Origin of the sequence: Streptomyces sp. NPDC101166 (assembly GCF_044768125.1) — a bacterium.
GTDB lineage: Bacteria > Actinomycetota > Actinomycetes > Streptomycetales > Streptomycetaceae > Streptomyces.
This window is the reverse complement of record NZ_JBIWPF010000004.1, coordinates 77,027-93,618: the sequence shown is the minus strand read 5'-3', so window position 1 is coordinate 93,618 and position 16,592 is coordinate 77,027. Positions and strand designations below refer to the sequence as shown.

Sequence of the window (16,592 nt, the reverse complement as noted above, 5' to 3'; positions counted from 1 at the left end):
CACCGGTCAGGCCCTGACGCGACCGGGCCGGCCCGCGCCACGGCGGACCGGCCGAGCCGCCCTTCCTCCTGTGCGGGTGTGATCCCCTGGGGACCACAGAGGGCCTGAGGCCCGAGGGCCGCTTACGACCTGGGGACGCTCTTCGCCGCCGTGCCGGCGCACATCAGCCCGAGGATCAGGGCCAGGGCGCCGATGATGATGTTGTTCACGACGACACCGGCGTCGGGGCTGGATCCGACGACCCACGGGGCGATGATCATCCAGATGCCCAGCGCGCACATGGCCCAGCTCAGCCCGTACATCCGGGCGGGAGCCGCCGTGAACCCGAGCGCCAGCACGCCGATCGCTGTGCCGACGATCAGGTTGTGCGTCATGAGCGCGGGCTGGCCGGCGCTGTAGTGCACGATCCACGGGGATACGGCGCAGTACAGACCGAGCAGGAACACCGGTCCGTCGACGAGCGCCACATCACGGCCGCCGAGCATGCGGTCGTACCTCGTCCGCATCTCTGAGACATCCGGGTGAGTCGACATGTCGCCTCTCGTGGGCGAGACGTTGGCCATGACTCGTCTCCTTTGACTTGCTGGCCGACCGCGTCTGGTGCGGTGTGCGGTAAGCGCCGCGCAGGTTCATTCTGCGCTTATTCGGTCTTTATGTGTAGAGGTCGGCACACGATGCGTTCTCAGTCCCACGCGTCCGGATCCAGGCGCCGACGCAGCTGGTGGATGCCGCGCCGGGCGTGACTCTTGACCGTGCCCAGGGGCCAGCCGGTGCGCGCCGCGATCTGCGTCTGGGTGAGGTCCTCGTAGAAGGTCAGCCGCAGCACGCACCGCTGGGGCGCGGGGAGCCGGGCGAGCTCGCTGTGGAGCAGGACGCGGTCGAGAGAGGTCTCGGGGCGGTCGCGGGCGGGGTCGGCGAGGGCGAGGTCGGAGCCCGCCGAGGCGACCAGATCGCGGCGGCGGGTCCGCGCGGAGAGCGCGTCGGCGATCTTGCGGCGGGTGATGCCGACGATCCAGGCGCCGAACGCGCCGCGCTCGGGGCGGTATCCCGCGCGGCCGCGCCAGACGCCCAGGAACACCAGTTGGGTGACGTCCTCGGCCTCCTTCGCGTCTCCCAGCGAACGCAGAGCCAGCGTGTGGACCAAGGCGGACCAGCGTCGGTACGCGACGGCCAGGCAGGCCTCTTCCCCGGCGCCGAGACGCCGGGCCACCTCCTCGTCGGGCAGCGAGTCCTCGGCGAGGGGCCGCGGAGCGGCCGGGGTGTTCGGCTGCGCGATCATGGCGAGCTGGCTCATGGCGACGGCTCCTGACACATCGGGCGGCCTGTCGCGAGGCCGGTGCGGACGTCCGCCGGGGCGGGCCCCGGTGGCGTCATCGTGCGAAGCGGTGCGTCGGTCACTCAACATGCATCGTTCTTGCGTCGTATCGTCGAGGTATGAGCACCGCCCCTTCCGAGGCCATCCCTTCCGAGGCCGCCCCTTCCGGCACCACCCCGTCGAGCACCGCCCCTCCCTCCGAGGGCGCGGGCCTGACGACCGGCGCGCTGGCCCGCCGGCTGGGCGTCGCGCCCACCACGCTGCGCTCCTGGGACCGCCGTTACGGCATCGGCCCCGCCGTCCGCGCCGACGGCCGGCACCGCCGCTGGCGGCCGGACGACGTGGCCGTCCTGGAGGCGATGTGCCGGCTCACCTCGGCGGGCGTGCCGCCCGCCGAGGCGGCGAGGGCGGCGAAGGCGGGCACGACGGGCGGAGATCCGACGGACGGCACGACGGCGTCCACCGGCCGGACCGACGAGCACCCCGACCGTCCCGAGCACCCCGAGCCCCCCGAGCACCCCGAGCCCCCCCGGCCCGTCGGCCGCTCGCGCGCGGCCGGGGCGCTCCCGCTGGGACGGGACGTGCGCCAGGAGTGCCGGGGGCTGGCCCGCGCCGCCGTACGCCTCGACGCGCCCGCCGTCGAGGACCAGCTGGGCGAGGCCGTCGAACGGCACGGGCTGACCGTCGCCTGGCAGGAGGTGATGGTGCCGACCCTGCACGCCGTGGGCCGCAAGTGGGCGTCGTCCGACGACCGTTACGTCGAGGTCGAGCACCTGCTGTCCTGGCACGTCTCCACCGTGCTGCGCCGCGCCGCCCGGCCGCTCACGGAGCCGCTCGCCGCACCCGGCGCGGTGATGCTGGCCTGCGTGCCCGGCGAACAGCACACGCTGCCGCTGGAGGCGCTCAACGCCGGGCTGGCCCGACTCGGCGTCCCGGCGCGGATGTTCGGCGCCGCGGTGCCCGCGGAGGCGCTGACGGCGGCGGTCCGCAGGCTGGGCCCGGCCGCGGTGGTGCTGTGGGCGCAGTCCCGGTCCACGGCGAGCACCGCCCTCGCCCGGCACCTCGCGGACACCCGCTGGGGCGTCAGCGGCGCCCGGCGCAGCCCCACGGTGGTGCTCGGCGGCCCCGGCTGGGCGGGACGCCCCATCCCGGGCATGCCCCGGCCGGCAGGGCTGCGCGAGGCCCTGAACCTGCTCACGGGAGCCCGACCGGGATCACCGACCGTCCCGCCCGGCGTGTGAAGGTCCTGGCCGCATCGGGTTCCCGGCCGGATCAGGACCCTGCCGAGCCTGAACTGCCGCCCGCGTCAGTCCCGTTCCCGCGCCTTGCGGAAGCGGGCCAGCCCCTCGGACAGCTCGACCAGCGGGTCCGGGTAGTCGAGCGCGGCCCGTTCCCGCGCGGGGAGCCTCCACGGCTCGTGCACCGACGGGCCGTCGATCCCGGCCAGTTCGGGCACCCAGCGGCGTACGTACGTGCCGTCCGGGTCGTAACGCCTGGCCTGGAGCACCGGGTTGAGGACCCGGTTGGGGCGGGTGTCCGTGCCGGTGCCCGCCACCCACTGCCAGTTGAGCTGGTTGTTCGCCACGTCCCCGTCGACCAGCAGCTCCAGGAAGTGCCGCGCGCCGATGCGCCAGTCCACGTACAGCGTCTTGGTGAGGAAGCTCGCGGTCAGCAGCCGGCCCCGGTTGTGCATCCAGCCCTCGTGCCGCAGCTGCCGCATCGCCGCGTCCACCACCGGATAGCCGGTACGGCCCTCCCGCCATGCCTCGATGTCCTCCCGCGCGGTGCGCTCCGTACGCCAACGGTCGTGCCGGGTGCGGTAGTCGGCCGTGGAGGTGTCCGGGCGGGCCGCCAGCAGCTGGCGGTGGAAGTCGCGCCAGGCGACCTGCCGTACGAACGCCCCCGCGCCCGGGCCGCCCACCGCGCGCGCCTGGTGCACGAGTTCCACGGGGGAGAGGGCGCCGAAGTGCAGGTGCGGCGAGAGCCGTGAGGTCGCATCGCCGGCCAGGTCGTCATGCCGGTCCTCGTACCCGGTGATTCCCTTGCGCAGCCAGGCCGTCAGCCGTCGGCGGGCCTCGCTCTCACCGCCCGGCGCCAGCCCCGGCGAGGTCCCCTTGTCCGAGGGCAACTCCTGCGAGCCGACGCCGTCCGGCACGCGCACGCTCCGGGGCGCGCCGAGCGGATCCCGCAGCCGTTTCTGCGACCAGTGCCGGTAGAACGGCGTGAAGACGGCGAAGTGGTCGGCGCCGGACGGGGTGAGCACACCGGGGGTGACGGCCGTCGTCACCGCGTCGTGCACGTGCAGCCGCACGCCGTCCGCCTCCAAGACGCGCCGCAGCCGTTCCTCCCGGTGCTTCGCGTACGCGCTCACGTCGGCCGACATGTGCACCTCGTCGGCGCCCGCCTCGGCGGCCACCCGGCACACCTGCTCCACCAGTTCCCCCGAGCGCACGACGAGCCGCCCGCCCCGCTCGCGCAGGCCCGCGTCCAGGTCCCGCAGACAGTCCGCGAGGAACGCCAGCCGGTTGGGGACGGCGAACCCGGCGGCGTCCACGGCCCGGTCGCGCACGAACAGCGGCACCACCTCACGGGCTCCGTCGAGCGCGGCGCGCAGCGGCGGATGGTCGTGCAGACGCAGATCGGAGGTGAACAGGACGACCGAGACGTTCATGACGCTGACTCCGGGTGAGACGGGCGGGCCGCTCGGTGCTTCCGCCCCGGCGCGGCCCACGGATGCGGGAAGAGCGGAAGGAGACGACACCACCCGTGCGGGGGGACGGCGGTTGAGCCCGTGTGCGAATCCGCCGTCACGTCGCCGGCGTCCTCTCGGGAGGCGTGGCGGCCGCCGTCCGGGCGATGTTGCGGGCCATGCCGCCGAACACCACCGCGTGGAACGGCGACACGCCCCACCAGTAGGCCTGGCCGAGCAGCCCGTGCGGGTGGAACAGCGCGCGCTGCCGGTAGCGGGTGCGGCCTGCGTCGTCCGACTCCGCGCGCATCTCCAGCCAGGCCAGGCCCGGCAGCCGCATCTCGGCGCGCAGCCGCAGCAGCCGCCCGGGTTCGATCTCCTCGACCCGCCAGAAGTCGAGCGAGTCGCCGACCCGCAGCCGCGCCGCGTCCCGCCGCCCGCGGCGCAGGCCCACCCCGCCGACCAGCCGGTCCAGCCGGCCCCGAACCGCCCACGCGAGCGGGAAGGAGTACCAGCCGTTGTCGCCGCCGATGCCCTCGATGACCCGCCACAGCGAGTCCCGCGAGGCGTCCACGGACAGTTCGCGCTCATCGGTGTACAGACTGCCGCCGGCCCAGTCGGGGTCGGTGGGCAGCGGGTCGCTGGGCGCGCCGGGCAGGGACGCGGAGGACCAGCGGGTGGTCACCTGGGCGTCGCGCACCTTCTTCAGGGCCAGTCGCACCGCTTCGTCGAAGCCGACCGGATGGCCCGGCGGGTCGGGCACGTACCGCGCGATGTCGTGTTCGCGGCAGACCACCTCGTGCCGCAGCGACTCCGTCAGCGGCCGGGCGATCGAGGCGGGCACCGGCGTCACCAGGCCGACCCAGTGACTGGACAGGCGGGGCGTGAGCACCGGCACGGGCACGATGACGCGCCGGGGCAGCCCCGCCACGGCGGCGTAACGGGCCATCATCTGGCGGTAGGTGAGGACGTCGGGCCCGCCGATGTCGAAGGCCCGGCTGACGTCCGGCGGCATCCCGGCGCTGCCGACGAGGGCCCGCAGCACGTCCCGTACCGCGACCGGCTGGATCCGGGTGCGCACCCAGCTCGGGGTGACCATCACCGGGAGGCGCTCGGTGAGGTAGCGCAGCATCTCGAAGGAGGCCGAGCCGGAGCCGATGACGACCGCAGCCCGCAGCACGGTCGCCGGGACGCCGCAGCCCAGCAGGATACGGCCGACCTCGGCGCGGGAGCGCAGATGCGGCGACAGCTCACGCTCGGGCACTCCCGCCGGGGTGAGCCCGCCGAGGTAGACGATCCGGCGCACTCCGGCGGCGCGGGCCCGCTCCCCGAAGATCCGCGCGGCCCGCCGGTCGGTCTCCTCGAAGTCCGTGCCCGTGCCCAGCGCGTGCACCAGGTAGTACGCGACGTCCACGCCGCGCATCGCCTCCCCGACCGAGTCCGCGTCGGTCACGTCCCCGCGCACCACCTCGGCCCGGCCGGCCCACTCGTGGTCGCGCAGCCGCTCCGGTGAGCGGGCCAGGCAGCGCACCCGGTGGCCCGCCGCCAGCAACTCGGGGACGAGCCGGCCGCCGATGTACCCCGTGGCGCCGGTCACCAGGCAGAGCGGCGCCTCGGCGCCGCGGCCGTCTGCGGTCATGGGTTGTCGGTCCTCCGTGTCGACGGGCCCCCTCGGTATCGCTTCCACCCGGGGGCCGTCCGCGGATGCGGCCACCCGGTGCCGTGCGCACGAACGGGTGATCCGGTCAGCGACTACGCTGACCGCGTGGCCACAGCGAACGACGACACGCCCGCGGCGCCGACCGACCTGCACGCCTTCGCCGTCCGGCTGCGGCGGATGAACGGCGAGATCAACCGGCTGGTCCACGGCTTCGCCGGCGACCACGGGCTGCACGCCACGGACGTCCAGGCGCTGGCCGCGATCCTCGACTCCGAGGAGCCGATGACGCCCAAGCGGCTGCGCGAGCACCTCGGGCTGACCTCCGGGGCCGTCACCGCCTGCGTCGACCGGCTGGAGCGCGCGGGGCACATCCGCAGGGTGCGCGAGAGCGCCGACCGCCGTGTGGTCCATCTGCACTACGCGGCCGACGCGCGGTCGGCGGCCCGCACCTACTTCAGGCCGCTGGCCCAGGCGACCGAGGCCGCCCGCACGCGCTTCACCGAGGACGAGTTGTCGGTGGTGCTGCGTTTCCTGACGGCGATGAGTGAGGAACTGGCGCAGGTCACGCCACCCGTCCGCTAGAACGGCTTCGAACTCCCGCATCCGGGGGCCGCCCGTCGGCGGAAGAACCTGTGCCGGTTACGATCGCCCCGGCAAAGTAACTCGATCATTGAGATTGTCAGCCGTCGAGGCACCTTCCGTGGGAGAACGATGTCCGTCACATCCCGACGCGCCCGCTGGCTCGTCCCGCTGCTCCTCGTCGCCGTCTGGCTCGGCGTCGGCGGCGTCCTCGGCCCCTACGCCGGGCGCCTGGGCGAGGTGGCCACCAACGACCAGGCGGCGTTCCTGCCCCGCAGCGCCGAGTCCACCGAGGTGATCGCCGCGCAGCGGGCCTTCCGGCAGGACGAGGCGCTCCCCGCGATCGTCGTATGGACGTCGGACGGGAGCGGCACGGTCCGCGACCGGCGCGCGGACGCCGACCGGGCCCTCGCCTCCCTCGCGGACGCCCCCGGCGTGACCGGCCGGGCCTCGCCCGCGCTGCTCTCCCAGGACGGGAAGGCCGTCCAAGGGGTCGTCCCCCTGCGCCCCGACCTCGGCGACGGACTCGCCCCCGCCCTCGACCGCGTCCGCGCCGCCGCCGAACGCGTCCCGGGCACCACCGTCCACCTCGCCGGACCGGCCGCCACCCAGGCCGACCTGTCCGACGCCTTCGCCGGCATCGACGGACTGCTCCTCGCGGTCGCCCTCTTCACCGTCCTCGTCATCCTGCTGCTCGTCTACCGCAGCCTGCTGCTCCCCCTGGTGATCATCCTGGGCGCGGTGTTCTCCCTCGGGCTCGCCTGCGCGGTCGTCTACGCGCTGGCCGACCACGACGTGGTGCGCGTCGACGGACAGGTCCAGGGCATCCTGTCCATCCTCGTGATCGGCGCCGCCACCGACTACGCCCTGCTGCTCACCGCCCGTTACCGGGAGGAACTCGCCCGCACGGACCGGTTCACGGCCGCCCGGGCCGCGCTGCGACGCTCCTGGAGCGCCATCGTGGCCAGCGCCGCGACCGTCGCTCTCGGGCTGCTCGCCCTGCTGATCAGCGACCTCACCAACAACCGGGCCCTCGGACCGGTCGGGGCCATCGGCATCGCCGCCGCCGTCGTCAGCACCCTGACCTTCCTGCCCGCCGTCCTGGTCCTCCTCGGCCGCGCCGCCTACTGGCCGGCGACGCCGCGCCCGGCCCGCCCGAGCGCCGGCGCCGGCGCCGGCGTGTGGCAGCGGATCGCGGCGCTGGTCGACCGGGCGCCCCGCAAGGTGTGGGCGATCTCCCTGGCCTGCCTGCTCGCCTGCGCCGCGTTCTCCCCGACCCTCGCCTCCCGGGGTGTGCCCCTCGACGAGACCTTCGTGGACGACGCCCCGTCCGTCGCCGCCCAGAACACGCTCGCCCGGCACTTCCCCGGCGGCGCCGGCAACCCCACGGTCGTCATCGCCGACGCCGCACGCGCCCAGCGCGTGGTCACCGCCGCCGAGGCCACCGACGGCGTCGCCTCCGCCGCGCCGGTCGCCGCGTCCGGACGGCCCGGCGGGACGCCCCTGGTCGTCGACGGCCGCGTCCGCGTCGACGTCACCCTCGACGCCGCCGCCGACAGCGACGCGGCCAAGGACACCGTGGCGCGCCTGCGCACCGCCCTGCACTCCGTGCCCGACGCGGACGCCCTCGTCGGGGGTTACACCGCCCAGCAGTACGACACCCTGCGCACGGCGGAACGCGACCGCGCCCTCATCGTCCCCGCCGTCCTCGCGATCATCTTCCTCATCCTGACCGCACTGCTGCGCTCGCTGCTGATGCCCGCCCTCCTCGTCGCCACCGTGGCCCTGAACTTCCTCGCCACGCTGGGCGTCTCGAGCCTCGTCTTCCAGCACGTCCTCGGCTTCACCGCAACCGATCCCTCCGTGCCGCTGTACGGCTTCGTCTTCCTGGTGGCGCTGGGCGTCGACTACAACATCTTCCTGATGTCGAGGGTCCGCGAGGAGTCACTGCGGCACGGGGTGCGCGAAGGCGTCCTGCGCGGGCTGGTCACCACCGGCGGCGTCATCACCTCCGCCGGCGTGGTGCTCGCCGCGACCTTCGCCGCGCTCGGCGTGATCCCGCTGGCCTTCCTCGCCCAGATCGCCTTCATCGTCGCCTTCGGCGTCCTGCTCGACACGCTGGTCGTGCGCTCGCTGCTGGTGCCCGCCCTGGTGCGCGACATCGGCCGTCGCGCCTGGTGGCCCGGACAGCTCAGCCGCGCCGCCGAACCCGCCAAACCGGCCGGTCCCACGGACGCGGGCGGCCCGGACCTCGCCGCACGCACCTGAACATGCTCGCGTCGATCCCGGGCACACGCGGAGTCAGGAAGTCTGGAGACAGCGAGTCGTCGGGGTCGGAACTGGAGGTGTCTGCCGCTATGGGCGCGAAGGTGTTGGAGCGTTTTCCTGCGGGAGCTCCGCGCGGATCGTGGCCGGCGGAGGAGTACGCGGCGCGGCGGCGGGCCGAGGGCGAGCCCGCGACCGTCGTCATGGACCTGAAGTCGGACGCGTTCCTCGTCGTGGTGCCGGCGGGCGACGAGGAGTGAACGGGCCGGGCCGGCCGCTGAAGGGGCCGGCCCGGCATCAGCAGCCCCTCGGCGACCATGAGCTCGCCCGTCTCCGCCCCGTCGGTGGAGCGGGCGAAGGCCGGGCCCCGGCCGCCGAGCAGCCGGTGCGCATGATGCCCCCGCAGGTCTACGCCGAAGTCAGACTCCGGATCGCGCGCGGTCCCGCTCAACGCGGGCTGCGAAAGGCGCAGTTCCTGTTCGATGGTCCGCGATACGAGACCGGTCGGGTTTGCCTTGACGGCCCGGACGGACGGCTGCCAGGCTCTACGGCATGAAGATGCGACCGGACCTCACGCGGCGACGCCACGTCGACCTCGCGCGCGTCTCCAGCGCCTCCTGTCGCACCGCGGCCTGATTCCCTCCTCTCCGACGAGAACCGCCGCGCTTTTCCCTTTTCCCGCCCGAATTCCGCGCGTCCGGGCATTCCTGTGCCCGCCCGGGCTTTTCCGCGCCGCCCGCGCGTCATGTGAACGGCGCACCATGTGAATTCGGCGTGCCCGAAAACATTCCCGGCCTCCTCCACCACCACGAGGAGGTCGAGTACTTCGGCAGGCGTGTCCCGTCCCTCGTCCGCGAGTCGGAGGCCGCGCTCCCGGACGAAGAGACACGGGGTCCGCGCTCCCTCCCCGCCCACGCCTGACCACACCCGAAAAGAGGGCCCATGGCCACCGTCCTGTCCGTCTCCGGCAGCCCCTCCGCCTCGTCCCGCACCGGCCGTCTGCTGCGCCACCTCGACCAGCGGCTCGCCGCCCAGGGCCACGAGGTGATCCCCCTCGACGTGCGCACCGTCCCCGCCGAGGCCCTGCTCGGCGCCGACTTCCGGCACCCCGCGATCGTCGAGGCCACCGAACTGTTCGCCCGCGCCGACGGGATCGTCGTCGGAACCCCCGTCTACAAGGCGTCCTACTCCGGCGTCCTGAAGGCGCTCCTCGACCTGATGCCGCAGTACGCGCTCGCCGGCAAGACCGTGCTGCCGCTCGCCACCGGCGGCTCCGTCGCCCATGTGCTGGCCATCGACTACGCGCTGCGGCCCGTCCTGAACTCCATGGGCGCCGCCCACATCGTGCAGGGCTGGTTCACCCTGGACAAGGACATCACCGCCCACGAGGACGGCTCGGTCACTCTCGCCCCGGCCGCCGCAGAGGCCCTCGGCCAGGTCCTCGACCAGTTCTCCGGCGTCCTGGGCCGCACTCCCCACCTTGCCGCGGCGAGCTGAGGCGACCCCTGCTGCAGCCGTCACGCCCCGCCCGCCGGCGGGCCCCCCGATCGGAGACCCCACGTGTCCCTCACCTTCCACTGGTTCCTGCCCACCAACGGCGACAGCCGCCATGTCGTCGGAGGCGGCCACGGCACCCCCGCCACCGCTTCCGGACGGGACCGCCCGCCGACGGTCGCCTACCTGAGCCGGATCGCCGGCGCCGCGGAGGACCTCGGCTTCGTCGGCGCGCTCACCCCGACCGGCGCCTGGTGCGAGGACGCGTGGCTGACCACAGCGATGGTCAGCCAGAACACCGAGCGGCTGAAGTTCCTCGTCGCCTTCCGGCCCGGCTCGGTCTCCCCGACGCTGGCCGCGCAGATGGCGTCCACGTTCCAGCGGCAGTCCGGCGGACGGCTCCTGCTGAACGTCGTCACCGGCGGTGAGAACCATGAGCAGCGGGCCTACGGCGACTTCCTCGACAAGGACGGCCGCTACCGCCGCACCGGCGAATTCCTCGACATCGTGCGGCAGTTGTGGGACGGCAAGACCGTCGACCTCCACGGTGAGCACCTCCAGGTCGAGGACGCCCGGCTCGCCCGGGTGCCCGACCCGGTGCCCGAGGTGTACTTCGGCGGCTCCTCGCCGATCGCGGGGGAGGTCGCCGCCCGGCACGTCGACGTCTACCTCACCTGGGGCGAGCCGCCGGCCCAGGTCGCCGAGAAGATCGCCTGGATCAGGGGGCTCGCGGCGCAGCAGGGGCGCCGGCTGCGGTTCGGCATCCGGCTGCACGTCATCACCCGGGACACCTCGCAGGCGGCGTGGGCGGAGGCAGGGCGGCTGCTCGACGGGTTCGACCCCGAGACCGTGCGCAGCGTCCAGGCCGGGCTGGCCCGCAGCGAGTCCGAGGGGCAGCGGCGAATGCTGGCCCTGCACGGCGGCGGCCGGGACGGGCTGGAGATCCACCCCAATCTGTGGGCCGGGATCGGACTGGTCCGGGGCGGCGCGGGCACCGCGCTGGTGGGCAGCCACGCGGAGGTCGCCGAACGGATCCGGGAGTACGCGGAGTTGGGCATCGAGGAGTTCGTGCTGTCCGGGTACCCGCACCTGGAAGAGGCGTACTGGTTCGGGGAGGGCGTGCTGCCGATCCTCGCCGAGCAGGGCGTGTGGCGCCACCCCTTCCGCGCCGACACCGCCCCCTCGGCGCAGGTGCCGTTCGCGAGCTGACCTCCGTACGAGGTCAGTTCGCCAGCGCCCGCAGGTGGGAAGCCCGTGACTCCCGTGTCTGCCCCTGGACCAGGAGGAACAGGCCTTCCCGCGCCAGCCGTTGGGCCCGGTTCGTCAGCAGCATCGAGCGGCCGCCGCCCGACACCACGGCGGCGACGGTGGCCGCCTGGAGGATCTCGTACGCCCGCGTCCTGAGCTCCAGCCGCTCCGCCGGGTGCCCTTGCGGGTCCGGGTGGTCGGCCAGGGTGTAGGCCCGGCGGCGGACGTCGGTCAGGCGCGCGCGCAGGGGAGCGGCGGTGTCCTCGTCGAGCAGCGCGAGGGCGGCCCGCGCCAGACCGAAGACGGCCGGGTTCGCGCTCACCGTCTTCGGACGGTCCGCCGCTGCCCACCGCTCGTACGGCGTCCGCAGCGCGACCGCCTCCTGCGGCACCCGCAGCCCGTCCAGGCGCAGGGACACGGTCCGGGCGGCGGTCAGCGCGGCGAGCCGCATCGGCTCCGAGGCGGTCAGGCCCGGCTGCTCGCGGGCGTCGACGAACACGAACAGCGCCTCGTCGGCGTCGGTCACGCCGGCCAGCAGCATCACGTCGTTCAGACCCCACCCCGTGTACCAGGGCACGGTTCCCTCGAAGCGCCAGCCGCCGCGCTCACGGATCGCCCGGACGGGCGTCCTCGGATACGCCCGCAGATGGGCGTAGGCGACCCCGGACAGCAGTTCCCCGCGGGCCAGCGGGCCCAACAGGCGCTCGCGCGCGGGGCCTTCGCCTTTCGTCAGCGTCAGCACCGGTGTGTGGTGCTGCGTCTGCACGAACCACGTCGAGCAGCACGCCCCGGCCAGGATCTCCGCCGTCTCCCGCACGACGGGCGCGGGTGCGGCCGAACCGCCGTCCTGAGCAGGGGCGTTGATCCCGAGCAGTCCCGAGCGCCGGATCTCCGCGAGATGGCTCAGGGGTACGCCCTCCTGGTCGACGCGTTCGGCGTGCGGGGCGAGGAGATCGTCGGCGAGCCGCCGGGCGGCGGTCACGAGGGGGTGCGGGACGTCGGTCATGCGGACGATTCTTCCGGTCGGCGGCCCGGGGCGCCTGCCGCGGGCCGCCCGATGCGGGGCCGCCGGTGGAGCGGTGGTGCGGCCGAGCCCTGGAGACCGGTGAGTGAAAGCGGGAATGCGGGGCAGGCGGAGATGGTTGGCCATTACATCCAATAAGCCGGACGCATCCGACAAGCACATTTGATGAGCCGGACCCGTACGACGAGCCGGAGCCCGTCCCACGGGCCCCGGATCCGCACCACCCCAGCGAGGCACCCATGAACCACACCCCCGAGCAGCCCGCGGCGATCGTGGCCCGACTGCGCGCCGCCTTCCGAACCGGCCGCACCAAGCCCGTCGAATGGCGCACGCGGCAGCTGCGCCGGCTGCGCGAGATGCTCACGGAACAGGGCCCCGAACTGGCCGCCGCCCTCCACGCCGACCTGGGCAAGAGCCGCACCGAGGCCTACCGCACGGAGATCGACTTCACCGTCCGCGAGATCGACCACACCCTCGACCGCCTCGACGACTGGCTGCGCCCCGAGCCCGCCCCCGTCCCCGCCCACCTCGGAGCCGACGCCACCGCCTGGACGCAGTACGACCCGCTCGGCGTCGTCCTCGTCATCGCCCCCTGGAACTACCCGGCCCAGCTCCTGCTCTCCCCGATGGTCGGCGCCCTGGCCGCGGGCAACGCGGTCGTCGCCAAGCCCAGCGAGCTGGCGCCCGCCACCTCCGCCGCGCTGGCCCGGCTGCTGCCCGCCTACCTGGACACCGACGCCGTCGCGGTCGTCGAGGGCGGCGTCCCCGAGACCACGGCGCTGCTGGCCGAGCGCTTCGACCACATCTTCTACACCGGCAACGGCGCCGTCGGCCGCGTCGTGATGCGCGCCGCCGCCGAGCACCTCACCCCGGTCACCCTCGAACTCGGTGGCAAGTCACCGGTGTTCGTCGACCGCGACACCGACCTGACGGTCGTCGCCGACCGGCTGGCCCGAGGCAAGTTCCTCAACGCCGGCCAGACCTGCGTCGCCCCCGACTACGTCCTGACCGACCCGGAGACCGCCGCCGCCCTCGAACCCGCCCTCGCCGCCGCCGTCGAGGCGCTCTACGGCAAGGACCCGCAGGTCTCCGAGGAGTACGGCCGCATCGTCAACGAGCGCCACTTCGACCGGCTCACTGCCCTGCTCGACTCGGGCCGCACGGTCGTGGGCGGCGACAGCGACCGCACCGCCAAGTACATCGCGCCGACCGTCCTCGCCGACGTCGACCCCGAGTCGCCCGTCATGCGGGAGGAGATCTTCGGCCCCGTCCTGCCGATCCTGACCGTCTCCGGCCTCGACGGGGCCATCGCCTTCATCAACGACCGCGACAAGCCCCTCGCCCTGTACGTCTTCAGCGAGTCGGAGGACACCCGCCGCCGCGTCGCCGCCGAGACGTCCTCCGGCGGCCTCGGCCACGGCCTCCCGCTGGCCCACCTCACCGTCTCCGACCTCCCGTTCGGCGGCGTGGGGGAGAGCGGCACGGGCAACTACCACGGCCGCTACTCCCTGGAGACCTTCAGCCACCGCAAGGCGGTCCTCGACAAGCCCCTGAGCTGACCGGCCCCGCCGGACCGGCGGAACGCGGCGGCCGGAAGCCGCGGAACCCCCGAACGGCGCTCATCCCGTCGCGGCCGGCTCAGCCTGAGGGAACTCCTGTGCGGCCGTGGGCGACCGCCGAGGACCGGATGAAGGCAGCCGCCTCCGCGAGCCGTGTCGGAGTTGCGTTCTCCCCGCCCAAGCGGCCTCGTGCACCGGTCCTTTGCGGCGCTGGGGCGTGGCGTGGCGGGCCGCGGGTTGCCGGTGATCCGTGCTCGCTCGGTGGGCCGGGGGCGGGGCGCCCGTGCCGCCGGGCGGGTCCGGCCGGTGCGCGGCGGTGCCTGGCGTGGCGGGCGTGGCGTGGCGCGGCGGGGCGGGCGTGGCGTGGCGGGCCGCGGGTTGCCGGTGATCCGTGCTCGCTCGGTGGGCCGGGGTCGCGGCGCCCGTGCTCCCGGGCGGGTCCGGCCGGTGCGCGGCGGTGCCCGGCGGGACGCGCGGCCCCCGGCGGCCCGTCCCCGCCCACGGGCAGGTGGTGCCCGCCAGCCGTGCCGCGCAGCCCGCCGTCGCCGCCGCGCTCGACGCGCGTGCGCGGGAGAGACCCGCCTGCCGGCCGCCGCACCGTGCACCATCCGCCTGCCCGGACCACCGACTGGCGTCCAGTGGGTTTTACGTATAACCTCTCCCGTCAATCGCCCCTCCGAGAGGTCCCGATGGCAGACATCGCCCTGGTCACCCTCGTCGTCGACGACTATGACGACGCGCTCCGCTTCTACACCGAGGCCCTCGGCTTCCGGCTCGTCGAGGACGAGCCGCGGTCCGACGGGTCGCGGTGGGTCGTCGTGCGGCCGGGTGGGCGTCAGGGCGGCGTCGGGCTGCTGCTCGCCCGCGCCAAGGACGACGCCCAGCGGGCCAGGGTCGGCGACCAGACCGGCGGCCGCGTCGGCTTCTTCCTGCACACCGACGACTTCGCCGGCGACCACGCCCGGATGCGCGCCGCCGGCGTGACCTTCCTGGAGGAGCCCCGCCATGAGCCCTACGGGTCCGTCGCCGTCTTCCAGGACCTGTACGGCAACCGCTGGGACCTGCTTCAGCCCGCCGGCTGATCCCCCCGCGCCCTTCCTGCTCCCGTTCCACCTCCCTCCCGCACGTCCGAGGAACCGCACACCATGACCGCTACGCGCGTAGACACCGACCTGATCCGCCGGCTCCCCAAGGCCGTCCTGCACGACCACCTCGACGGCGGACTGCGCCCCGCCACCGTCGTCGAGCTCGCGGAGGCCGTCGGCCACACGCTGCCCACCACCGACCCGGAAGAGCTGGCCGCCTGGTACGTCGAGGCCGCCAACTCCGGTGACCTGGTCCGCTACATCGCCACCTTCGAGCACACCCTCGCCGTGATGCAGACCCGCGAAGGGCTGCTGCGCACCGCCGAGGAGTACGTCCTCGACCTGGCCGCCGACGGCGTCGTCTACGGCGAGGTGCGCTACGCCCCCGAGCTGATGCTCAAGGGCGGTCTGACGCTCGCCGAGGTCGTCGAGACCGTCCAGGAGGGGCTCGCCGCTGGCATGGCCCGGGCGGCCGCCGCCGGCACGCCGGTCCGCGTCGGCACCCTGCTCTGCGGCATGCGCATGTTCGACCGCACCCGCGCCACCGCCGACCTCGCCGTCGCCTTCCGGGACGCGGGCGTCGTCGGCTTCGACATCGCCGGAGCCGAGGACGGCTTCCCGCCGGCCGACCACCTCGACGCCTTCGAGCACCTGCGCGGCGAGAACGTGCCGTTCACGATCCACGCCGGCGAGGCCCACGGCCTGCCCAGCATCCATCAGGCGCTGCACGTGTGCGGCGCCCAGCGCATCGGCCACGGCGTGCGCATCACCGACGACATCCCCGACCTCGCGGGCGGCAAGCTCGGCCGGCTGGCCGGCTGGGTGCGCGACCGCCGGATCGCGCTGGAGATGTGCCCCACCTCCAACCTGCAGACCGGCGCCGCCTCCTCCATCGCAGAGCACCCGATCACCGCGCTGAAGGACCTCGGCTTCCGCGTCACCCTCAACACCGACAACCGCCTGGTCTCCGGTACGACGATGACCCGGGAGATGTCCCTCCTCGTGGAGGAGGCGGGCTGGACGGTCGAGGACCTGCGCACGGTCACCGTCAACGCCCTCAAGAGCGCGTTCGTCCCGTTCGACGAGCGCAACGCCCTGATCGAGGACGTCGTCCTGCCGGCTTACGCCGCCGCGCTCTGAAGCAGCCCGCGCGCATAGGCGGCCTGTCCGACGTGCTGGAGGTCGTCGGACAGGACGCTGACCAGGCGTACGCCCAGCGTCACCGGCGGGTCCCAGTTCTCGTCCACGACCCGCCCGAGGTCCGCAGCGGTCAGCGTGCGCAGCGCCTGGAGCGTCTGCGCGTGGACGGCGTCGTGATATCCGGTCAGCAGGCCGGGTGAGTCGACCCGCACCCGGACGACCTGCCCGGCGCTGTGGCCGTAACCGGTGTCGAGGCGCGGCAGGTCCAGGCCGAACCGTTTCTCCCAGTCCTGGGCCGTCCAGACCTGGTCGAGCCCGAAGGCGTCCGCGATGTGGTCGTCCTGGACGCGGGTGAGATGCCAGACCAGCCAGGCCACCGAGTTGGTCTCGGCGGTGGGGAGGGCGTTGAGCTCGTCGGCGTCCAGGCCCTCGACGGCGGCGTGGACCTCTTCCCGGATGCGGTCGTAGGCGTCGATGAGGATGTCCTTCGCATGCATACGTCCACCATCGCGCACCCCGCCCGCGCCCGCCCCC

The 16,592-nt window shown here is 74.1% G+C and carries 16 protein-coding genes and 1 pseudogene; 11 read left to right on the top strand and 6 right to left on the bottom strand.

From position 1 onward, the window contains the following. Positions 1–122: 122 nt before the first annotated feature. Both ACIRS4_RS09335 and ACIRS4_RS09330 read right to left on the bottom strand, forming a co-directional pair. The gene (locus ACIRS4_RS09335) at positions 123–563 is read right to left on the bottom strand and encodes an SPW repeat protein (protein ID WP_404192330.1); all 441 of its coding nucleotides are present in this window, start codon (positions 561–563) and stop codon (positions 123–125) included. Positions 564–682: 119 nt separating this feature from the next. Next, on the bottom strand, positions 683–1,294 hold the full coding sequence (locus tag ACIRS4_RS09330) for a sigma-70 family RNA polymerase sigma factor (RefSeq protein WP_404192327.1): 612 nt from the start codon (positions 1,292–1,294) through the stop codon (positions 683–685). 140 nt (positions 1,295–1,434) lie between these two features. Between ACIRS4_RS09330 and ACIRS4_RS09325 the strand changes: the two genes are divergently transcribed. Beyond that, positions 1,435–2,556 (top strand): MerR family transcriptional regulator, encoded by a 1,122-nt coding sequence (locus ACIRS4_RS09325; protein WP_404192324.1) that lies wholly within the window; start codon positions 1,435–1,437, stop codon positions 2,554–2,556. A 65-nt stretch (positions 2,557–2,621) separates the two neighbouring features. Here ACIRS4_RS09325 and ACIRS4_RS09320 read toward each other — a convergent pair whose 3' ends face one another. Further along, positions 2,622–3,986 (bottom strand): cryptochrome/photolyase family protein, encoded by a 1,365-nt coding sequence (locus tag ACIRS4_RS09320; RefSeq protein ID WP_404192321.1) that lies wholly within the window; start codon positions 3,984–3,986, stop codon positions 2,622–2,624. 136 nt (positions 3,987–4,122) lie between these two features. Continuing rightward, positions 4,123–5,643, bottom strand: coding sequence for an SDR family oxidoreductase (locus ACIRS4_RS09315; protein ID WP_404192319.1), 1,521 nt, complete (start codon positions 5,641–5,643; stop codon positions 4,123–4,125). A gap of 126 nt (positions 5,644–5,769) precedes the next feature. On the opposite strand from ACIRS4_RS09315, the gene ACIRS4_RS09310 reads away from it, so the two are divergent. The 7 genes and pseudogenes from ACIRS4_RS09310 to ACIRS4_RS09280 all read left to right on the top strand — a co-directional run bounded on the left by ACIRS4_RS09310 (position 5,770) and on the right by ACIRS4_RS09280 (position 11,211). Continuing rightward, positions 5,770–6,246, top strand: a complete 477-nt coding sequence (locus ACIRS4_RS09310; protein WP_404192317.1) for a MarR family winged helix-turn-helix transcriptional regulator — start codon at positions 5,770–5,772, stop codon at positions 6,244–6,246. Positions 6,247–6,375: 129 nt separating this feature from the next. Then, positions 6,376–8,511: an MMPL family transporter gene (locus ACIRS4_RS09305; protein ID WP_404192315.1), complete on the top strand. Its 2,136-nt coding sequence runs from the start codon at positions 6,376–6,378 to the stop codon at positions 8,509–8,511. Positions 8,512–8,600: 89 nt separating this feature from the next. Continuing rightward, positions 8,601–8,768, top strand: coding sequence for a hypothetical protein (locus ACIRS4_RS09300; RefSeq protein ID WP_404192312.1), 168 nt, complete (start codon positions 8,601–8,603; stop codon positions 8,766–8,768). 292 nt (positions 8,769–9,060) lie between these two features. Further along, positions 9,061–9,144: a putative leader peptide gene (locus ACIRS4_RS09295; RefSeq protein ID WP_404193063.1), complete on the top strand. Its 84-nt coding sequence runs from the start codon at positions 9,061–9,063 to the stop codon at positions 9,142–9,144. A 156-nt stretch (positions 9,145–9,300) separates the two neighbouring features. Beyond that, a pseudogene (locus tag ACIRS4_RS09290) lies at positions 9,301–9,429 on the top strand (dimethyl sulfone monooxygenase SfnG); the annotation flags it as partial. 21 nt (positions 9,430–9,450) lie between these two features. Continuing rightward, positions 9,451–10,005: an NADPH-dependent FMN reductase gene (gene ssuE / locus ACIRS4_RS09285; protein ID WP_352251822.1), complete on the top strand. Its 555-nt coding sequence runs from the start codon at positions 9,451–9,453 to the stop codon at positions 10,003–10,005. 63 nt (positions 10,006–10,068) lie between these two features. Beyond that, the gene (locus ACIRS4_RS09280; protein ID WP_404192309.1) at positions 10,069–11,211 is read left to right on the top strand and encodes an LLM class flavin-dependent oxidoreductase; all 1,143 of its coding nucleotides are present in this window, start codon (positions 10,069–10,071) and stop codon (positions 11,209–11,211) included. Positions 11,212–11,224: 13 nt separating this feature from the next. On the opposite strand, the gene ACIRS4_RS09275 is transcribed toward ACIRS4_RS09280, so the two are convergent. Further along, a complete protein-coding gene (locus ACIRS4_RS09275; protein WP_404192306.1) occupies positions 11,225–12,256 on the bottom strand; it encodes an acyl-CoA dehydrogenase family protein in 1,032 nt (343 codons plus the stop codon). Positions 12,257–12,513: 257 nt separating this feature from the next. On the opposite strand from ACIRS4_RS09275, the gene ACIRS4_RS09270 reads away from it, so the two are divergent. The 3 genes from ACIRS4_RS09270 to ACIRS4_RS09260 all read left to right on the top strand — a co-directional run bounded on the left by ACIRS4_RS09270 (position 12,514) and on the right by ACIRS4_RS09260 (position 16,058). Next, positions 12,514–13,833, top strand: coding sequence for an aldehyde dehydrogenase family protein (locus ACIRS4_RS09270; protein ID WP_404192304.1), 1,320 nt, complete (start codon positions 12,514–12,516; stop codon positions 13,831–13,833). Positions 13,834–14,522: 689 nt separating this feature from the next. Continuing rightward, entirely contained in the window at positions 14,523–14,915 is a 393-nt protein-coding gene (locus tag ACIRS4_RS09265; protein ID WP_404192301.1) for a VOC family protein, read from the top strand. A 63-nt stretch (positions 14,916–14,978) separates the two neighbouring features. Next, positions 14,979–16,058, top strand: coding sequence for an adenosine deaminase (locus tag ACIRS4_RS09260; RefSeq protein ID WP_404192299.1), 1,080 nt, complete (start codon positions 14,979–14,981; stop codon positions 16,056–16,058). Here the strand turns inward: ACIRS4_RS09260 and ACIRS4_RS09255 are convergent. Then, positions 16,040–16,555 carry a DinB family protein gene (locus tag ACIRS4_RS09255; protein ID WP_404192297.1) on the bottom strand — a complete coding sequence of 172 codons (516 nt, stop codon included), beginning with the start codon at positions 16,553–16,555 and terminating at the stop codon, positions 16,040–16,042. The genes ACIRS4_RS09260 and ACIRS4_RS09255 overlap by 19 nt on opposite strands. Positions 16,556–16,592: the final 37 nt, after the last annotated feature.